18 protein-coding genes are annotated in these 17753 nt (G+C 62.1%); 16 read left to right on the plus strand and 2 right to left on the minus strand.

Translation table 11 applies throughout. The features are described from left to right. Positions 1 to 40 precede the first annotated feature (40 nt). Genes AMK02_RS10470 through AMK02_RS10485 form a run of 4 tightly spaced genes read left to right on the plus strand, consistent with a single transcriptional unit; the run spans position 41 to position 4493 of the window. The gene (locus AMK02_RS10470; protein ID WP_064802514.1) at positions 41 to 1300 is read left to right on the plus strand and encodes an ABC transporter substrate-binding protein; all 1260 of its coding nucleotides are present in this window, start codon (positions 41 to 43) and stop codon (positions 1298 to 1300) included. Positions 1301 to 1311: 11 nt separating this feature from the next. After that, entirely contained in the window at positions 1312 to 2349 is a 1038-nt protein-coding gene (locus tag AMK02_RS10475; protein ID WP_064802516.1) for a carbohydrate ABC transporter permease, read from the plus strand. Then, the gene (locus tag AMK02_RS10480) at positions 2346 to 3395 is read left to right on the plus strand and encodes a carbohydrate ABC transporter permease (protein WP_064802518.1); all 1050 of its coding nucleotides are present in this window, start codon (positions 2346 to 2348) and stop codon (positions 3393 to 3395) included. The genes AMK02_RS10475 and AMK02_RS10480 overlap by 4 nt, the downstream gene beginning before the upstream one ends. Before the next feature lie 18 nt (positions 3396 to 3413). After that, positions 3414 to 4493 carry an ABC transporter ATP-binding protein gene (locus AMK02_RS10485; RefSeq protein ID WP_064802520.1) on the plus strand — a complete coding sequence of 360 codons (1080 nt, stop codon included), beginning with the start codon at positions 3414 to 3416 and terminating at the stop codon, positions 4491 to 4493. Positions 4494 to 4550: 57 nt separating this feature from the next. Here AMK02_RS10485 and AMK02_RS10490 read toward each other — a convergent pair whose 3' ends face one another. Continuing rightward, a complete protein-coding gene (locus AMK02_RS10490) occupies positions 4551 to 4733 on the minus strand; it encodes a hypothetical protein (RefSeq protein WP_064802522.1) in 183 nt (60 codons plus the stop codon). A 377-nt stretch (positions 4734 to 5110) separates the two neighbouring features. Here AMK02_RS10490 and AMK02_RS10495 point away from each other — a divergent pair, with 377 nt between their 5' ends. The 6 genes from AMK02_RS10495 to AMK02_RS10520 all read left to right on the plus strand — a co-directional run bounded on the left by AMK02_RS10495 (position 5111) and on the right by AMK02_RS10520 (position 10013). Next, on the plus strand, positions 5111 to 5320 hold the full coding sequence (locus AMK02_RS10495) for a hypothetical protein (protein WP_064708964.1): 210 nt from the start codon (positions 5111 to 5113) through the stop codon (positions 5318 to 5320). Between the two features lie 9 nt (positions 5321 to 5329). Beyond that, a complete protein-coding gene (locus AMK02_RS10500; RefSeq protein WP_064802524.1) occupies positions 5330 to 5704 on the plus strand; it encodes a GFA family protein in 375 nt (124 codons plus the stop codon). A gap of 212 nt (positions 5705 to 5916) precedes the next feature. After that, complete coding sequence (locus AMK02_RS10505) at positions 5917 to 7209, plus strand: efflux RND transporter periplasmic adaptor subunit (RefSeq protein WP_064802526.1); 1293 nt, start codon at positions 5917 to 5919, stop codon at positions 7207 to 7209. Positions 7210 to 7221: 12 nt separating this feature from the next. Then, positions 7222 to 7938 carry an ABC transporter ATP-binding protein gene (locus tag AMK02_RS10510; RefSeq protein WP_064802528.1) on the plus strand — a complete coding sequence of 239 codons (717 nt, stop codon included), beginning with the start codon at positions 7222 to 7224 and terminating at the stop codon, positions 7936 to 7938. Continuing rightward, entirely contained in the window at positions 7928 to 9130 is a 1203-nt protein-coding gene (locus AMK02_RS10515; protein ID WP_064802530.1) for an ABC transporter permease, read from the plus strand. Before AMK02_RS10510 ends, AMK02_RS10515 begins: the two co-directional genes overlap by 11 nt. Positions 9131 to 9398: 268 nt before the next feature. Beyond that, positions 9399 to 10013, plus strand: a complete 615-nt coding sequence (locus tag AMK02_RS10520; RefSeq protein ID WP_064806127.1) for a GntR family transcriptional regulator — start codon at positions 9399 to 9401, stop codon at positions 10011 to 10013. Between the two features lie 51 nt (positions 10014 to 10064). On the opposite strand, the gene AMK02_RS10525 is transcribed toward AMK02_RS10520, so the two are convergent. Next, positions 10065 to 10877, minus strand: a complete 813-nt coding sequence (locus tag AMK02_RS10525) for a ferredoxin--NADP reductase (protein WP_064806129.1) — start codon at positions 10875 to 10877, stop codon at positions 10065 to 10067. Between the two features lie 352 nt (positions 10878 to 11229). On the opposite strand from AMK02_RS10525, the gene pcsA reads away from it, so the two are divergent. From pcsA to AMK02_RS10555, 6 genes are read left to right on the plus strand one after another with little or no spacing between them, the layout of a single operon-like run. Beyond that, positions 11230 to 11958, plus strand: a complete 729-nt coding sequence (pcsA, locus tag AMK02_RS10530; RefSeq protein WP_064802532.1) for a phosphatidylcholine synthase — start codon at positions 11230 to 11232, stop codon at positions 11956 to 11958. Between the two features lie 10 nt (positions 11959 to 11968). Beyond that, on the plus strand, positions 11969 to 12949 hold the full coding sequence (locus AMK02_RS10535) for a quinone oxidoreductase family protein (RefSeq protein ID WP_064802534.1): 981 nt from the start codon (positions 11969 to 11971) through the stop codon (positions 12947 to 12949). 39 nt (positions 12950 to 12988) lie between these two features. Continuing rightward, positions 12989 to 14557, plus strand: a complete 1569-nt coding sequence (locus tag AMK02_RS10540) for an ABC transporter ATP-binding protein (RefSeq protein ID WP_064802536.1) — start codon at positions 12989 to 12991, stop codon at positions 14555 to 14557. After that, on the plus strand, positions 14547 to 15632 hold the full coding sequence (locus AMK02_RS10545; RefSeq protein WP_064802538.1) for an ABC transporter permease: 1086 nt from the start codon (positions 14547 to 14549) through the stop codon (positions 15630 to 15632). Before AMK02_RS10540 ends, AMK02_RS10545 begins: the two co-directional genes overlap by 11 nt. Further along, a complete protein-coding gene (locus AMK02_RS10550) occupies positions 15629 to 16549 on the plus strand; it encodes an ABC transporter permease (protein ID WP_064802540.1) in 921 nt (306 codons plus the stop codon). The genes AMK02_RS10545 and AMK02_RS10550 overlap by 4 nt, the downstream gene beginning before the upstream one ends. A 53-nt stretch (positions 16550 to 16602) precedes the next feature. Further along, on the plus strand, positions 16603 to 17679 hold the full coding sequence (locus AMK02_RS10555) for a BMP family ABC transporter substrate-binding protein (RefSeq protein ID WP_064802541.1): 1077 nt from the start codon (positions 16603 to 16605) through the stop codon (positions 17677 to 17679). Positions 17680 to 17753 lie beyond the last annotated feature (74 nt).

Genomic DNA, 17753 nt, shown 5'->3' on the forward strand with positions numbered 1-17753 from the left:
CGGCCGGGCGCAGGAATTCAGCGGTCAAGAGGAGGAGACTATGACCAGAATGAAATCGATCGGCGCGGCTTTTGCTGCGGTTCTCTTGAGTTCCGTTGCCGCCCATGCCGGCGACGTGCGCATCATGTGGTATTCCGACGGCGGCGAAGGCGAGGTGATCAAGGATCTGCTGGCGCGTTTCTCCAAGGCCAATCCCGATGTCAACGTCATCCTCGACGAAGTCTCCTATGACGTCGTCAAGGAACAGCTGCCGGTGCAGCTGGAAGCCGGGAAGGGACCGGATATCGCCCGCGTCACCAATCTGAAGGCGCAGGCGCAGCATTGGCTCGACCTTCGCCCGCTCCTCGCCGATGCGAAATACTGGGACGAGAATTTCGGCGCCCAGGCCGATTGGATGCGCCCCGATGGTTCGAACGCCATCACCGGCTTCATGACCCAGCTGACGCTGACCGGCGGCTTCGTCAACAAGACGCTGTTCGAGCAGGCCGGCGTCGAAATTCCCGGTCCGAAAGCAACCTGGGATGACTGGGCGGCGGCGGCCAGGAAGGTCGCTGACAGCCAGAAAGTCTTCGCCATGGCGATCGACCGCTCCGGCCACCGTGTCTCCGGCCCGAATATTTCCTATGGCGCCAACTATATCGCCGCTGATGGCAAGCCGGCGCCCATCGATCAGGGCTCCAAGGAATTCCTCAGCCGCTTTGTCAAATGGAACGAGGACGGCACCGTCAACAAGGACGTCTGGGTCAGTGCTGCCGGCAGCACCTATCGCGCTGCGGCCGAAGATTTCATCAATGGCGGTCTCGCCTATTATTATTCGGGCAGCTGGCAGGTTTCGGGCTTCGCGCAGAAGATCGGCGACAGTTTCGACTGGATCATGGCCGGAAGCCCCTGCGGCACGGTCGCCTGCACCGGCATGCAGGGCGGTGCGGGTCTCGTCGCCGTCAAGTACACCAAGAACCCGAAGGACGTCGCCAAGGTGATGGACTACCTGGCAAGCGCCGACGTGCAGAAGGAATTTGCCGAGCGCAGCCTGTTCATTCCCGCGCATAAGGGTGTGGCCGCCGGCCAGGTGGACTTCAAGACCGATAATCCGCATGTGAAGGCGGCGCTGAAGGCCTTCGTCGAATCGGCCGGCCAGACAGCCGCTCCTGCGATGAAGCTGCCGGGCTGGAAGTGGTCGGATGCCTATTACAGCGCCATCGTTGCCCGCATCAGCCAGGTCATCGCCGGCGAAATGAAGCTCGACGACGCCTACGCCCGCATCGACGAGGACATCAAGGCCAAGGTTGGCGGCAACTGACGGACGAACGAATGGCGGAGAAGACGGTTTCTTCCGAACCACCGGCGAAAGCCGGTCTGCGGCAGGCGCTCCTTGCGCCTGTCAGGCTCGTCATGGGGATGATCGACATCCCGATGCGCGCCTGGCAGAAGCTGACGGGGCTGAGCGGCATGGCGGGCGTCTTCCTGGCGCCCAACATGCTGATCTTTTCAATCTTCGTGCTCCTGCCGCTGGTCATCAACTTCATCTATTCGACGACGAGCGGCGGCGCCATCTTCCTGCCGAACAGGACCTATGTCGGCGCTGAGCAGTACCGCATCCTCTTCGATTGCCGCTCTTATCTCGACCCCTCCACTTGTGCTGCCGACACCTTCTGGGCCGCCGTGCGCAACACCGCCGTCTTCGTCGTCTTCCAGGTCTCGGCAATGCTGGTCGCGGCACTCGCAACGGCGTTGATCCTCAATCGCGAACTTTCCAATCGCGGCTTCTGGCGCGCTGTCTTCTTCTTTCCGGTGCTGCTGTCGCCCGTGGTCGTCGGCCTGATCTGGAAGTGGATCCTTCAGCGCGAGGGCCTGTTGAACTATGCGCTGAGCCCGTTCGGCTTCGAACCCTTCTCCTGGCTCAGCGATCGTTTCTGGGCCTTCTTCTTCGCTGTCTTCGTCTCGGTCTGGGCGCATATGGGTTTTTACGCGCTGATCCTGCTCGCCGGCCTGCAGGCGATCCCGAGGGATCTCTACGAAGCGGCGGCGATGGACAAGGCGAGCCCCACCCGCATCTTCCGGCGGATCACCCTGCCGCTGCTGATGCCGAACCTCATCGTCGTCCTGGTCCTGGCACTGATCCGCGCCGTGCAGATCTTCGACGAGGTTTTCGTGCTCACCGGCGGCGGGCCTGGCACCAGCACCATGTACATCACCCAGTTTATTTACGAGACCGGCTTTGCCAGTTCGTTGCGCAATCCCGGCCTTGCATCGGCCGCCTCGATCCTGATGGGCATCGTGCTCGTCATCCTGACGCTGGTCCAGCTCGCCGCAAGCAGCCGCAACGAGAAGAAGGGGAAACGTCTATGAGCGCCGTCGCCACCTTCCTGCTTCGCCGCCGCGGCCGCGGCTGGCACTGGACCGATGTCGTCACCTGGATCTGGCTGATCTCCGGCGTCATCCTGATGTTCGGCCCGGCCATCTGGCTCGTCTTCTCCTCGTTCAAGACACCGGCCGCCCTTGCCGAGTTCCCGCCGTCCGTCCTGCCCTATGTCACCGAGCAGGCCTTGGTGCCGGGTTACGACAAGCCTTTGCCGCTCTATAATGTGACGATGCCGGATGGCAGCACCCATGTTCTCGCCGAAGTCCGCCGCATCGGTATCATGGGCCAGATGGTCGATCCGAAACAGCCGGGCGAAATCGTCAAGGTCAACATCAAGGACCGCACGCCGGTGCGTGAGGTCGAATTCGCGACTAACAACTACACCGAGCCTTTCCAACGCTTCGACTTCTTCCTGTTCCTGCGCAACTCCGTCTTCGTGACGGTGGTGGCGACGGCCATCACCCTGCTGGTCAATTCGATGGCCGCTTTCGCGCTGTCGAAATACCAGTTTCCCGGCCGCACCGCCGTCATGCTGATGATCCTGGCGACGCTGATGGTGCCGCTCTCGGTGATCGTCGTGCCGCTCTATTCGGTCATCGGCAGCTTGAACCTCTTCGACAGCCTCTGGGGCGTCATCCTGCCGACCGTCGCCACGCCGACGGGCGTCTTCCTGCTGCGCCAATATATGCTGACGATCCCCGACGAGCTGATCGATGCGGCACGCATGGACAAGGCCAGCGAATGGCAGATCTACTGGCGCATCATCCTGCCGCTGTCGGCCCCGGCGCTGGCGGTGCTGGCGATCTTCTCGGTCGTCTGGCGCTGGAACGACTTCCTCTGGCCGCTGATCGTGCTGTCGCGCAAGGAACTCTACACGCTGCAAGTCGGGCTCAACGTCTATGCCGGCGAGCTCAATGTGCAATGGCACTATATCCTCGCCATGACCGTCGTCTCGATGATCCCCGTCGTGCTGATCTTCGTCTTCCTGCAGCGCTTCATCACGACTGGTATCGCCGGCTCGGGGCTGAAATAATATGAAACAGGAGAGTGCATGAGCGGACTCGAGCTCAGGAACATCGTCAAGAATTTCGGCGCCGTCGAGGTCATCCGCGATGTCTCGCTTGAGGTCAATGACGGCGAGTTCGTCGCTTTCGTCGGCCCGTCCGGGTGCGGAAAATCGACGTTGCTGCGCCTGATCGCCGGTCTCGACAAGCCCACAGGCGGCAGTATCGCCATCGACGGCAAGGACGTCACCGCGATCGGTGCGGCCGACCGCGGCCTTGCCATGGTTTTCCAGTCCTATGCGCTTTATCCGCATATGAGCGTGCGCGAAAACCTTGCCTTCGGCTTGGAGAACACCAAGGTGGCGAAGGCCGAGATCGAAGCACGCATCGCTGACGCCGCCCGCATGCTGGAGATCGAGCCGTTTCTGCAGCGCCGTCCGGGCCAGCTCTCCGGCGGTCAGCGGCAGCGCGTCGCGATCGGCCGCGCCATCGTGCGCCGGCCGGATGCCTTCCTGCTCGACGAGCCGCTCTCCAATCTCGATGCCGAGCTACGGGTGAGCATGCGCGCCGAACTCGCCGCGCTCCACGCCCGCCTGAAGGCGACGATGATCTACGTCACCCATGATCAGGTCGAGGCGATGACCCTCGCAAACCGCATCGTCGTGCTGAGAGGCGGCAGGATCGAGCAGGTGGGAACGCCGCTGGAACTCTACAACAAGCCGGCCAACCGCTTCGTCGCCGGTTTCATCGGCGCGCCGCACATGAATTTTCTGGAAGCCTCGATCGTGGGTCACGAGGACGGTTTCGCGCAAGTCGAAACCGTCGGCGGCCACCGTCTTTCCGTCATTGCCAAGGAGGCGGGCCCCGTGGGCGAAAGGATCAGTATCGGCATCCGGCCACAGCACATCAGCCTCGCCGATGCAGCCGCCGCAGCCAGGCTGGACACGCGGATCACCCTTGTCGAGGAGCTGGGTTCTGAAACCGTCGTCCACACCGAAGCCGCCGGCAAGAAGCTGATCGCCGTCTTTGCGGGCCAGCAGAAGATGAAATCGGGCGACAGCCTGCCGCTGCATCTGGACCCCCAGGTTCTCCACCTCTTCGGTGAGGACGGCCGGCGTCTGTCTTGAAACAAAAAGCCCGCGCCGGAATGGAGGGCGCGGGCCGAGTTTCATGTCGCGACAGCTTTAGTGGCTGTTCTTGTGACTTTGTTGACCAGCCTTTACATGCTGCTCATGGCTGCCGCCGCGGCTTCCGCTGGACTGCGCGTCGCGGCTGCCTGAAGAGGCGCTGCGGGTATTGGAGTCGTTCTTGTGACTCTGCTGCCCAGCCTTGACGTGCTGTTCATGGGTTCCACCTTGGTTTGCCATTTGGTTTCTCCTTGGTTTTGAACTGAGGCCACGTCGACCTCGTCTTGACAACCTCGCCCCGGCGCATGCGTTCCGCATTTTAACATTTCGTGATCTCACCCGAGAATGAGGATGAGGAAGCGGACCGGGCGGGTAGGGAGCTCGCCTGCCATTTCGTTGGCCATCGGGAGAAAGCGGAAAAATCCCGATGTTCTCCAGCGCCGCCGCGTCCGCTTGGCGCGGCCCGCAGCCTCGCTTCGAAAACCGTCTCTCGGCAAAAAGGTTCCAGGAAAATCAGCCGCATCCGTCCCGGTTGACGGCCCCGCCGAGGCCGCTCGACTCTTTTCAAATAGATGGGCCGCTCTAACTTACAGGGAAGCTGAGGAAAGGAGAAAACCATGACCGACGCACCGAAAACGGCGACCCCGGCGCGAAGAGTGTTGCGTGGCCGCCCCTACAGCATGAGCGAATTTGCCAGAAAATACCGGTTGGACGACAAGGAGGCCAAGCGCCTCTATGACAAATTTGGCCCCTCCGCCACCGAGCTCGACCTGTTGATGGCGGCCAAGCGGCGCCCGCCGCGACTCCCCACCAAGCTCGACTCCTGACGGCAGTCCATGAGCATCAGAACGGGAAGCTGCCTTTGCGGAGCGATCGCCTACCAAGTGAAGGGCGAGCCGCTTCGCGTCGGCCTCTGCCACTGCGCCAATTGCCGCAAATCGAGCGGCTCCGCATTCGTCTTCTTTGCGCTCTGGCCTCGCTCGGCTTTCTCCCATAGCGGCGAGATTGCCACTTTCGCCGGTCGCAGCTTCTGTCCCATCTGCGGCAGCAGGCTTTTCTGCCTTCAGGAGGCGGCGGTGGAAATCCGCCTCGGCTCGCTCGATAGCCCGCCGACGGATCTTGAGCCGAGCCATGAAGTCTGGATCAAGCGGCGCGAAGCGTGGCTGCATCCGCTGCCGGGTGCCGGGCAACATGCCGAGGATGCCGATTGACCGTCGGCGATTGCTGCCTATGGGGAGCCGAAAGCACTGCAGAATTTTGCGCGATAGGCTCCGCCGTGCGGAAACTTGAGTTTTCTTACCAATATTTCATTTCACCTGTCCGCAATTCCGTGCCAGTTCGGCGGCAACGCTAATTCCCGGTTCATCTGCGGTGTGATTATTTCATTGCAGGCCGATGCGGCCACTGACTGATCGAGGATGACATGAACAAAATCGTAAGCGGCGATGAAACCGGAGCAAAGGCCGGCGCGACGCCCGACCTCGCAGCGGTTCTTGCCGCGTCGGCAAGGCAGAACAAGCGAGGCCGCTGGCGCGGGCGTCTGCTCGTTCTACTGATTATCCTCGCTGCCGCCGCGGGTGCCGCATACTTCTATGCTGGCCGGGGGGAAAGCGAAGTGAGCTACGCCACCCAGCCGGTAAAACGCGGCGACCTGACGGTACTCGTCACAGCCACGGGTTCGGTGCAGCCGACCGAGCAGGTGGACATATCGAGCGAACTTTCCGGCACCGTCCGCGACGTCAACGTCGATTATAACAGCACGATCAAGGCAGGCGACGTGCTGGCGCTGCTCGACACCAACAAGCTCGAAGCGGATGTGAAGAGCTCGCGCGCCAAGGTCAATTCGGCCAAGGCGAATGTCGCCAAGGCCAATGCCGATCTCGAATCGGCAAGCACCTCGCTCGAGCGGCTGAAGAGCCTGGTCAGGGGCAATGTCTCCACCCAGCAGAGTCTCGACGACGCCACCTACAAATATGATTCCGCCGTCGCCGCCAAACAGATCAACGAAGCCGAGGTTCTCGCCTCGGAGGCCGACCTGCAGCTTGCCGAGGTCAATCTCGCCAAGGCAAAGATCGTCTCGCCGATCGACGGCGTGATTCTCACCCGGTCCGTCAATCCGGGCGCCACCGTCGCCGCCTCGCTTTCGGCGCCAATTCTCTTCACCATCGCCGGCGATCTCAAGAAGATGGAGCTGCAGGTGGATGTCGACGAGGCCGACGTCGGCAAGATCGCCGTCGGCCAGAAGGCGAAATTTACCGTCGATGCCTATCCCGACCGGTCCTTCCCCGCCGAGATCGAGCAGATCCGCTTCGCCTCCGAAGTGGTCAATAACGTGGTGACCTATAAGGCGGTGCTCTCGGTCGACAATGCCGACCTGCTGCTGCGCCCTGGCATGACCGCGACCGCCGACATCACCGTCGAGGCCGTCAAGGATACGCTGATGGTGCCGAACGCCGCCTTGCGTTATGCCCCGCCGCAGGCGGAACGGCGCGGACGCGGCATTCTCGGGATCTTCGGGCCGCCACGCCGGCGCGGCGGCAATTCCGGTGAGATACTGACCGGAGCGCAGCGCCGCGTCTGGGTGCTGCGCAACGGCCGCGCCGCGCCCGTCATTATCCAGGTCGGTTCGTCCGACGGCCAGTTCACCCAGGTGGTCTCCGGCGACCTCAAGGCAGATGACGCATTGGTGACCGACGCCACGGTGCGGACGAATTAGGCGGAGACACGGATGACAAACCCGCCGCTGATCGAATTCAGGAAGGTCTCGAAAATCTACGGCGAGGGCGAGGCGGCGATCCGCGCGCTCGACCATGTCGATCTTGCGATCGATGTCCATGAGTTCGTCGCGATCATGGGGCCGTCAGGCTCCGGCAAATCGACGGCGATGAACATTCTCGGCTGCCTCGACGTGCCGACATCGGGCGATTACATCTTCCAGGGCGTTCCGACCAGCGGCTTCGACCGCAGCCATCTGACGCTGTTGCGCCGCCACATGCTGGGCTTCGTCTTCCAGGGTTTCAACCTGTTGTCGCGCACCTCGGCGGTCGAGAATGTCGAGCTGCCATTGATCTATCGCGGCATGGCGGTGCGCGAGCGGCGTGAACGGGCGCGTGAGGCCCTGGCGCTGGTCGGCCTCACCGGGCGTGAGCACCACAAGACGCAAGAACTGTCCGGCGGTCAGCAGCAGCGCGTCGCCATCGCCCGCGCCATCGTCACTGAACCGGCGCTGCTGCTCGCCGACGAGCCGACGGGCAACCTCGACACCAAGACCAGCGTCGAGATCATGGATCTGATGACGCGGCTGAACCGCGAGCATGGCATCACCATCGTCATGGTCACGCACGAGCCCGATATCGCCGCCTATGCCGGGCGGCTGCTGCGCTTCGTCGACGGCAAGCTCGAGACGGAGCTGGAGCATCGGAGGAGGGCGGATCATGTTCTTTGAGACGCTGAAGCTCGCGCTGCGCGCCATCAGCCGCAACATGCTGCGTTCGTTCCTCACCGTGCTCGGCGTCGTCATCGGCGTTGCCGCCGTCATCGCGCTGGTGACGATCGGCAACGGCACGACGGCACAGGTTTCGACCGAACTGTCGCGGCTCGGCACCAACATGCTGTTTGTCCGTCCCGGCCAGTTCGGCCCCGGCCGGGCGAGTTCCGAGGCCAAGCGCTTCAGCGTCAAGGATGTCGCCGCCATCCGCGACCAGATCGGCGGCTTGAGGGCGGTGGCGCCGCTCAACCAGTCGACGGCAACGGTGATATTTGGCGGCCAGAACCATTCGACCAGCGTCTCGGGCACTACCAACGACTATTTCACCGCGCAGGACTGGAGCCTGGCGCTCGGCCGCACTTTCACCCCCGCCGAAGAGCGCGGCCAGTCCCGCTGCATTATCGGCGAGACGGTTCGCTCGCAGCTCTTCGGCGCCGGCGATCCGATCGGCCAGCAGATCCGCGTCGGCAAGGTTTCCTGCCCAGTTATCGGGGTGCTTGCCAAGCGCGGCCAGTCCGGCATGGGCACCGATCAGGACGACGTGGTCATCATGCCGGTCAAGGTGTTCCAGCGGCGCATCAGCGGCAACAGCAACGTGCCGCAGATCATCATCTCGGCGCGCGACGGTGTGCCCACGGCCAAGGTGCAGGCCGATGTCGAAAATCTGCTGCGCGAACGCCGCAAGATTATTCCCGGCCGGCAGGACGATTTCAACGTCAACGACATGACCCAGATCGCCGAGGCGATGACCGGCACGACGACGCTGCTCACCGGCCTGCTCGGCGCGGTCGCCGCCATCAGCCTGCTCGTCGGCGGCATCGGTATCATGAACATCATGCTGGTCTCCGTCACCGAGCGAACCCGCGAAATCGGCATTCGTCTCGCAATCGGTGCGCTCGAAAGCCAGGTGCTGACCCAGTTTCTGGTCGAGGCGGTGGCGCTCTCGCTCTTTGGCGGCATCACCGGCATCGTGCTCGGCCTGAGCCTCGGTCTGGTGGCGGTCACCCTCCTGAAAGTGCCCTTCGTCTTCAGCCCGATGATGGTCACCGTCGCCTTTCTTTTCTCCGCGGCAATCGGCATGATTTTCGGCTATTTCCCGGCGAGACGGGCAGCGCATCTCAATCCAATCGAGGCGCTGCGGCACGAGTGACGCATGATAAATGCGCCATCGGAAAATGCCTCTGTAGGCGAGCGAGTTGGAGAGAAGGCCAACCCCACCCTCCGTCCTCCTCGGCCTTGAGCCGAGGAGGACGGAGGGTGGGGTTGGCCAATGAGTTCCTTCGGAGCGTAGACGCCTGAGGCCCCGAAGCCCATGGCGCTGTTATCTATTTGTCTCTTTTTTGATATTTCAATGGCGACTTGTCACCGGTTTTCGACCGTGCCAAAATGTGATATATCAGTTCGGCGGGATTTTCGGCATGGAGACGTCACAGAGCCACCGCGCCTATCTTGCGCTGGAACGCCTGATCGTCACGCTGGCGCTGAAGCCCGGCGCGCTTATCACCGAAAAGAAGCTGATCGATATGGCGGGCCACGGGCGGACGCCGGTGCGCGAAGCCATTCAGAAACTCGCCTGGCAGGGGCTGATCCTGGTGAAGCCGCGGGTTGGACTGCAGGTTGCCGAGATCGCGCCGGAGGATCATGGCAATGTCATGCAGGTGCGCCGCGAGCTGGAGCCGATTGCGGCAAGCCTGGTTGCCGAACATGCGACGGACGAGCAGCGCCTCCGCCTCGGCGCTTGCGCCGACGCCATGGAGGAATGCGCCGCCACCGGCGATCTCACCGGCTTCTTCGCCGCCGACAAGACCTTTGACGAGATCCTCGAGGATGCCTGTCCGAATGGCTTCATCACAGCCGCGCTCGGCCCGGTGCAGACGCATGCGCGTCGCCTCTGGTATGCCACCGCAAGCCCCGAGCGCCTGGACCGCGCCATCGCGCTACATGTCGCCGTCATTCGGGCCATCCAGCGGGGCAGACCGGATGAGGCGCATGCGGCTATGGCGGCGCTGATCGATTATCTCGCCCGCAAATAAAAACGGCCCCGTTTCCGGAGCCGCTTCAGATCTGCTTGTCGCAAAAAGACGTCAGCCGACGAAAGCGCGTTCGATGACGAATTCCGCGGGCTTGCTGTTGGCGCCCTCATTGAGGCCGGCCTTTTCCAGCAGCTCCTTGGTATCCTTCAGCATGGCCGAGGAGCCGCAGATCATGCCGCGGTCGATTGCGGGATCGAGCGGTGGGACACCGAGATCGGTAAAGAGCTTGCCGGACGAGATCAGGTCGGTGATACGGCCGCGATATTCGAAGTCTTCGCGCGTGACGGTCGCATAATGGCGCAGCTTGTCGCCGACAACTTCCTTCAGCAGTTCGTCATTCTGGATTTCATGCACCAGGTCGAAGCCGTATTTCAGTTCGGCGACATCGCGGGTCGTATGGGTGAGGATGACTTCCTCGAACTTCTCGTAGGTCTCGGGATCGCGGATCAGGCTGGCGAAGGGTGCGACGCCCGTTCCCGTCGAAAACATGTAGAGACGACGGCCGGGGGTCAGCGCATCGAGCACCAGCGTGCCCGTCGGCTTCTTGCGCATCAGCACCTGGTCGCCGGGCTTGATCGCCTGCAGATGCGAGGTCAGCGGGCCGTCCGGCACCTTGATCGAGAAGAATTCGAGCTCCTCGGCCCAGGCGGGGCTGGCGATCGAATAGGCGCGGAAAACCGGCTTGCCCTCGACCATCAAGCCGATCATCGCGAATTCGCCGGAACGGAAACGGAAGCCCTGCGGCCGGGTCATCGTGAAGCGGAAGAGCCGGTCGGTGTAATGCGTCACGCTCAGAACCGTCTCGGCGTAGACGCCGGCGGGGATGGACGAGGCGAAGTCTTCGGTCTTTGCAGGCGCGTTCATTTCGGTAGCGGATCCCGTATTTCGTCGGATGAACTGTCGGATTGGGAGCGAGATATTACAAATCCGGCCGGAATTAAAGGCATTCCATTCCACGCGACGCTTCAGAAGGGAAATATGCATGTCATTGTCAGGATTCAATGGCGAGCGGAGAATGTCATATTTCCCGCTGGCGAAGCCGGACAAAGGATGCATATTAGAGCGGCGGACCGCAGCGTAATGCTGATTTTCGGCAAAAGCGGTGCGACAACAAAGACCTACGGCGTCGAACCCAACCCGATTCAGGAACAGGGTCCGGTGATGATGGCGAAAAAACACGCTTGCCGGGGCGAGCGCGACAGGCGGTCGGGGGACTATGAAGATTTTCAACTACAAGCGTGTTCCTTACGCCGAGATGCGCGCCTTTTCCGTTCATATCCTGACGGCGTCCGGCTCGTTCCTCGCCTTTCTCGGCGTCGTTGCCGCCGCCGAGCATCGCTTCATCGACATGTTCTGGTGGCTGGGACTGGCGCTTCTCGTTGACGGCATCGACGGGCCGATCGCCCGCAAAGTACGGGTCAAGGAAGTGCTTCCGAACTGGTCGGGCGATACGCTCGACAATATCATCGATTACGTCACCTATGTGCTGCTGCCGGCCTTCGCCCTCTATCAGAGCGGCATGATCGGCGAGCCCTGGTCCTTCGTCGCCGCAGGCATGATCGTCGTCTCCAGCGCCATCTATTACGCCGATATGGGCATGAAGACCGACGAGTATTTCTTCTCCGGCTTTCCTGTCGTCTGGAACATGATCGTCTTCACCCTGTTCGTCATCGATGCGAGTGCGACGACGGCGCTTGTCGTCGTGACGATTTCGGTGGTGCTGACCTTCCTGCCGATCAATTTTCTCCACCCGGTCCGGGTGAAACGACTGCGCCCGCTCAATCTCGGCGTCTTCCTGCTGTGGTCGGCGCTCGGCGTCTATTCGCTGCTGATGCATTTCGAAACGCCGGAATGGGCTCTCATTCTCTTTATCGTGACCGGGCTGTATCTTTACGTCATCGGCGCGGTGCTGCAATTCTTCCCCTCCCTTGGACGCGAAGCTTAGGACAGGCAATATGACGAAGACGCATGCGGTTTCATTCTCGCAGACGGGCGGACCTGATGTTTTCGACTATGTCGAGATCGATCTTCCGCCACCGGCGGCAGGCGAGGTGCAGATCCGGCAGGCGGCGATCGGCCTCAACTTCATCGATGTCTACTTTCGCAACGGCTCCTATAAGGTGCCGCACTTTCCCTTTGTCACCGGCAAGGAGGGCGCCGGAACAGTGACGGCGGTCGGGCCTGATGTTGCCGATTTCAAGCTCGGCGACCGTGTCGCCTATGCCAGCGCCGACGGCGCCTATAGCGTCGAGCGCAATATCGAGGCGCGCCATCTGGTGCATGTGCCTGACGGCATAGAGATCGAAACGGCAGCGGCGATGATGCTGAAGGGCATGACTGCCGAATATCTCTTGAACCGCACCTTCAACGTCGGTCCGCAGACGGTGCTGTTGTTCCATGCTGCCGCCGGCGGCGTCGGCCTGATCGCCGGCCAATGGGCAAAAGCGCTCGGCGCCACCGTCATCGGCACGGCCGGTTCCGAGGACAAGATCGAGCTGGCGCTGGCCCATGGCTACGACCATGTGATCAACTACAAGAGCGAAGACTTTGTCGGCCGCGTCCGCGAAATAACGAGCGGCAAGGGTGTCGATGTCGTCTATGATTCGATCGGCCGGGACACTTTTCCACAGTCGCTCGATTGCCTGAAGCCACGCGGCCTTTTTGCCTCCTTCGGCCAGTCTTCCGGGCCGATCGAGAATTTCACCCTCGCCATGCTGGCTCAGAAGGGTTCGCTCTTCGCGACGCGGCCGTCGCTCTTCGCCTATATCGCCACGCGGCAGGAATTGGACGACAGTGCAAAGGCGCTATTTGATGTTGTGCAAAGCAACAAAGTGCGTATCAATGTCAACCAAACCTATCCGTTGCGTGAGGTTGGGCGGGCTCACGCGGATCTGGAAGCAAGAAAAACAACAGGAACGACGCTGCTGATTCCATGAGATCCGAACGGACCGGTCGGCAGAAGAAATGAGGGGAACGTGTCTGCATTGAATGTGCCGGATTCCGGTGCGTTGTTATCCGTCCAGAAGCTGACGAAGTTTTTCGGTGGCTTTGCCGCCTGCAATGACATCGATCTCGACATCGCGCCGGGCGAAATTCATGCACTTCTCGGCGAGAATGGCGCAGGCAAATCCACATTGGTCAAGATGCTGTTCGGCGTGCTGGAGCCGACGCACGGGCAGATCCGCTGGGAAGACAGACAGGTCGCCATCACCTCGCCGGGCCAAGCCCGCAAGCTTGGCATAGGCATGGTCTTTCAGCATTTTTCGCTGTTCGAGGCGCTGACGGTGGCCGAAAACATCGCGCTTTCGCTCGACGACGCCATCCCGATCGACAGGATCGCCGCGGAGGCGAGGGCGCTGTCGCACGCCTACGGCCTGCCGCTCGATCCGCATGCCCATGTCGCCGATCTCTCCGTCGGCGAGCGCCAGCGCATCGAGATCGTCCGGGCGCTGCTGCAGAACCCGAAGCTGATTATTCTCGACGAGCCGACCTCGGTGCTGACGCCGCAGGAAGCCGACAAGCTGTTCGAGACGCTGTTCAAGCTGCGCGCCGAGGGCCGTTCGGTTCTTTATATCAGCCATCGCCTGGAGGAGGTGCAGCGCATCTGCGATCGCGCCACCGTGCTGCGCCATGGCCGGGTGACCGGCGCCTGTGATCCCAGGCAGGAAACCCCTGCTTCGCTCGCCCGCATGATGGTCGGCAGCGAAGTGGCGACCGTCACCCATCCCGAGCGCAGCGACAGGGGCGAGGTGCAGCTTGCCGTTTCGAATCTGTCGGTTGCCGCGCGCACGCCCTTTGCCATGCCCTTGCGCGACGTCTCCATGACGGTGTGTTCGGGTGAGATCCTGGCTATTGCCGGTGTGGCGGGCAACGGCCAGAGCGAGCTGTTCGACGCGCTGTCGGGCGAGTATCCGGTTGCCTCCGCCGAAGCGATCGTCATCCGCAAGAAGCCCATAGGCACTCAGGGCATTACCGCCCGTCGCCTGCTCGGCGCCGGTTTCGTGCCGGAGGAGCGGCACGGGCACGCGGCCGTTTCCGCCATGAAGCTGTCCGACAATCTGGTGCTGGCCCGCAGCCAGTCGGATCGCAAAGCCTTTCTGGGCGTCCTCGGCATCATCAGACAGGGCGCGGTAAAGTCTGCGGCGCGGCGCATTTCCGAAGCGATGGATGTCCGCAAGAGCGGTGACGATCCCGCCGCCGGCTCGCTCTCCGGCGGTAATCTGCAGAAATTCATCGTCGGCCGCGAGCTCGACCGCCAGCCGGCCGTCCTCGTCGTCAACCAGCCGACCTGGGGCGTCGATGCGGGAGCCGCAAGCCGCATTCGCCAGGCGCTCGTCGATCTGGCAAAGGCCGGCTCCGCCGTCGTCGTCATCAGCCAGGACCTTGACGAAATCTTCGAAGTGGCAACCGATATCGCCGTCATCTCCGAGGGGCGCCTTTCACGGCCCTATCCGGCCGGCGAACTCACCCGCGAAAAGATCGGCCTGCTGATGGGCGGCCTGCATGAGGGCAGCTCGGCCGCGGAGACTGCCCATGCGCATTGAACTGGAAAAACGTCCCGACGTCTCGAAGCTCTTCGCCTTCGTCTCGCCGCTCCTGGCCCTTGCCCTGACGCTCGCTTTCGGCGCCATCATGTTTGCCATGCTCGGCAAAGACCCCGTCGAGGCGCTCGATGCATTCTTCGTCGAGCCGCTGCTCGAGGTCTGGTCGCTGCACGAGCTGGCGATCAAGGCAGCACCGCTGATCCTGATCGCCGTCGGCCTTGCCGTCAGCTACCGCTCGAACAACTGGAATATCGGCGCCGAGGGGCAGTTCACCATCGGCGCCATTACCGGCTCCTATCTGCCGATCGTCTTTTACGACTGGCATTCGCCGCTCGTCCTGCCGCTGATGCTGCTGCTCGGAGCGCTCGGCGGCGCGCTTTTTGCCACCATTCCGGCGCTGTTGAAGGCCCATTTCAACACCAATGAGATCCTGACATCGCTGATGCTGGTCTATATCGCTCAGCTCTTCCTCGACTGGCTGGTGCGCGGCGCCTGGCGCGATCCGCAGGGATTCAACTTTCCGGTCTCGCGGGATTTCGCACCCGAAGCCGTGCTGCCGGCGATCTGGGAGGAATCCGGCCGGGCCCACTGGGCTTTCATCTTTGCCATCATCGCGGCAATCGGCGTCTGGTTCATGCTGCGCTATACGCTGAAAGGCTTCGAGATTGTCGTCCTCGGCCAGTCGGAGCGGGCAGGGCGCTTTGCCGGCTTCTCGTCGAAGAAGATGATCTGGTTCAGCTTTCTCTTCTCGGGCGCGCTTGCTGGCCTTGCCGGGATATCAGAGGTCTCCGGTTCGATCGGCCACCTGCAGCCGGCGATCTCGCCGGGATACGGCTTCACCGCCATCATCGTCGCCTTCCTCGGCCGGCTCAATCCGCTCGGCATCATCGCGTCCGGCCTGGTGCTGGCGCTGACCTATCTCGGCGGCGAGGCGGCGCAGCTGTCGCTCGGCGTCTCCGACAAGGTCACGCGTGTTTTCCAGGGGCTGCTGCTTTTCTTTGTGCTCTCCTGCGACACGCTGATCTACTACAAAATCCGCATTGTCTGGTCTCGGGTCAGGGGCGTGGGGGTATGAGCATCTTCGAAGCCATTCTGCTGACGGTTATCACCGCCTCGACGCCGCTCGTCATCGCCGCGCTCGGCGAACTCGTGGCGGAACGCTCCGGCGTTCTCAATCTCGGCGTCGAAGGCATGATGATCATGGGCGCGGTTGCCGCTTTTGCCGGCGCGCAGCTATCGGGCTCGCCCTATGTCGGGATCATCTGCGGCATAGCGACGGGTGCGCTGTTCTCGCTGCTGTTCGCCTTCCTGACGCTGACGCTGGTGGCCAACCAGGTGGCGACGGGACTGGCGCTTACGCTTCTCGGCCTCGGCGCATCCGGCATGCTCGGTGAGCCCTATGTCAGCGTTCCCGGCATTCGCCTCGAAGAGATCGTCGTTCCCGTCCTGTCGGATATTCCCGTCATCGGCCATGTGCTGTTCAGGCAGGATCTGATCTTCTACCTGTCGATTGCGCTTGTGATCGGCGTCAGCTGGTTCCTATTTCGCAGCCGGGCCGGGCTGAAACTGAGAGCGATCGGCGACAGTCATACGTCGGCCCATGCGCTCGGCATCGGTGTCATCCGCACGCGGTACCTGGCGGTGATGTTCGGTGGCGCCTGCGCCGGTCTTGCCGGCGCGCAGCTGTCGCTCGTCTATACGCCGCAATGGGCGGAGAACATGTCCGCCGGCCGCGGCTGGATCACCTTGGCGCTTGTCGTTTTCGCCTCCTGGCGGCCATGGCGGGTCTTTGCCGGCGGGTATCTCTTCGGCGCGGTCACCATCCTGCAGCTGCACGCGCAGGCCTTCGGCCTCGGCATTCCCTCTCAGTTTCTGTCGATGCTGCCCTATGCCGCGACTATTGTGGTTCTCATCATCATTTCTCATAATCGGCGCACGACGATGATCAACACGCCGGCATCGCTTGGAAAAGCTTTCGTGCCGGAGCGATAAAGCAACAACAACAGACGGGTTTCCGGAATAACTTCAAACCAACAGGGGTTACCATGAAGAAGTTCGCACTCACACTTGCCGCTTCGGCAGCCGCCATTATCGGCGTCTCCTCAGCCGCTCAGGCCGCCGAGAAGACGAAGGTCTGCTTCGTCTATGTCGGTTCGCACACCGACGGCGGTTATTCGCAGGCCCACGACCTCGGCCGCCAGCAGGTCCAGGCAGAATTCGGCGACAAGATCGAAACGCCATACCTCGAAAACGTCCCGGAAGGCCCGGACGCCGAGCGCGCCATCGAGCGCCTTGCCCGCTCCGGCTGCAAGCTGATCTTCACGACCTCCTTCGGTTTCATGGATGCGACTGTGAAGGTCGCCGCCAAGTTCCCGAAGGTCAAGTTCGAGCATGGCACCGGCTACAAGACTGGCCCGAATCTCGCGACCTACAACTCGCGATTCTATGAGGGCCGCTATATCCTCGGCCAGATCGCCGCCAAGACCTCGAAGAACCACGGCGCCGCCTACATCGCTTCCTTCCCGATTCCCGAAGTGGTGATGGGCATCAACTCCTTCGAGCAGGGTGCGAAGTCGATCGACCCGAGCTTCAAGCTGAAGGTCATCTGGGTCAACACTTGGTTCGACCCCGGCAAGGAAGCCGATGCCGCCAAGGCAATGGTCGACCAGGGCGTCGACGTCCTGACGCAGCACACCGATACAACTGCGCCGATGCAGGTTGCCGAAGAACGCGGCATCCATGCCTTCGGTCAGGCGTCCGACATGATCGCAGCCGGCCCGAAGGCGCAGCTGACGGCGATCGTCGACACCTGGGGCGCCTACTACTCCAAACGTGTGCACGCGCTGCTGGACGGCACCTGGAAGTCGGAACAGAGCTGGGACGGCCTGAAAGACGGCATCCTGAAGATGGCGCCCTATACCAACATGCCTGACGACGTGAAAAAGATGGCCGAGGAAACCGAAGCCAAGATCAAATCGGGCGAGCTGCATCCCTTTACCGGCCCGATCAACAAGCAGGACGGCACGCCTTGGCTGAAGGCCGGCGAGAAGGCAGATGACGCCACGCTGCTCGGCATGAACTTCTATGTCGAAGGTGTCGACGACAAGCTGCCGGCGCAATAATTCCGCAGGCTTTGCAACTTTCAAGGGCGTCCCGGTGGGCGCCCTTTTTCTTCTGTAACGCTAAAAAAAGTGAT

This window comes from Rhizobium sp. N731 (assembly GCF_001664145.1).
Taxonomy (GTDB): Bacteria; Pseudomonadota; Alphaproteobacteria; order Rhizobiales; family Rhizobiaceae; genus Rhizobium; species Rhizobium esperanzae.

Coding starts and splice junctions, on each gene's coding strand:
- AMK02_RS10470 (WP_064802514.1), top strand. CDS start 41: ATGACCAGAATGAAATCGATCGGCGCGGCTTTTGCTGCGGTTCTCTTG.
- AMK02_RS10475 (WP_064802516.1), top strand. CDS start 1,312: ATGGCGGAGAAGACGGTTTCTTCCGAACCACCGGCGAAAGCCGGTCTG.
- AMK02_RS10480 (WP_064802518.1), top strand. CDS start 2,346: ATGAGCGCCGTCGCCACCTTCCTGCTTCGCCGCCGCGGCCGCGGCTGG.
- AMK02_RS10485 (WP_064802520.1), top strand. CDS start 3,414: ATGAGCGGACTCGAGCTCAGGAACATCGTCAAGAATTTCGGCGCCGTC.
- AMK02_RS10490 (WP_064802522.1), bottom strand. CDS start 4,733: ATGGCAAACCAAGGTGGAACCCATGAACAGCACGTCAAGGCTGGGCAG.
- AMK02_RS10495 (WP_064708964.1), top strand. CDS start 5,111: ATGACCGACGCACCGAAAACGGCGACCCCGGCGCGAAGAGTGTTGCGT.
- AMK02_RS10500 (WP_064802524.1), top strand. CDS start 5,330: ATGAGCATCAGAACGGGAAGCTGCCTTTGCGGAGCGATCGCCTACCAA.
- AMK02_RS10505 (WP_064802526.1), top strand. CDS start 5,917: ATGAACAAAATCGTAAGCGGCGATGAAACCGGAGCAAAGGCCGGCGCG.
- AMK02_RS10510 (WP_064802528.1), top strand. CDS start 7,222: ATGACAAACCCGCCGCTGATCGAATTCAGGAAGGTCTCGAAAATCTAC.
- AMK02_RS10515 (WP_064802530.1), top strand. CDS start 7,928: ATGTTCTTTGAGACGCTGAAGCTCGCGCTGCGCGCCATCAGCCGCAAC.
- AMK02_RS10520 (WP_064806127.1), top strand. CDS start 9,399: ATGGAGACGTCACAGAGCCACCGCGCCTATCTTGCGCTGGAACGCCTG.
- AMK02_RS10525 (WP_064806129.1), bottom strand. CDS start 10,877: ATGAACGCGCCTGCAAAGACCGAAGACTTCGCCTCGTCCATCCCCGCC.
- pcsA (WP_064802532.1), top strand. CDS start 11,230: ATGAAGATTTTCAACTACAAGCGTGTTCCTTACGCCGAGATGCGCGCC.
- AMK02_RS10535 (WP_064802534.1), top strand. CDS start 11,969: ATGACGAAGACGCATGCGGTTTCATTCTCGCAGACGGGCGGACCTGAT.
- AMK02_RS10545 (WP_064802538.1), top strand. CDS start 14,547: ATGCGCATTGAACTGGAAAAACGTCCCGACGTCTCGAAGCTCTTCGCC.
- AMK02_RS10550 (WP_064802540.1), top strand. CDS start 15,629: ATGAGCATCTTCGAAGCCATTCTGCTGACGGTTATCACCGCCTCGACG.
- AMK02_RS10555 (WP_064802541.1), top strand. CDS start 16,603: ATGAAGAAGTTCGCACTCACACTTGCCGCTTCGGCAGCCGCCATTATC.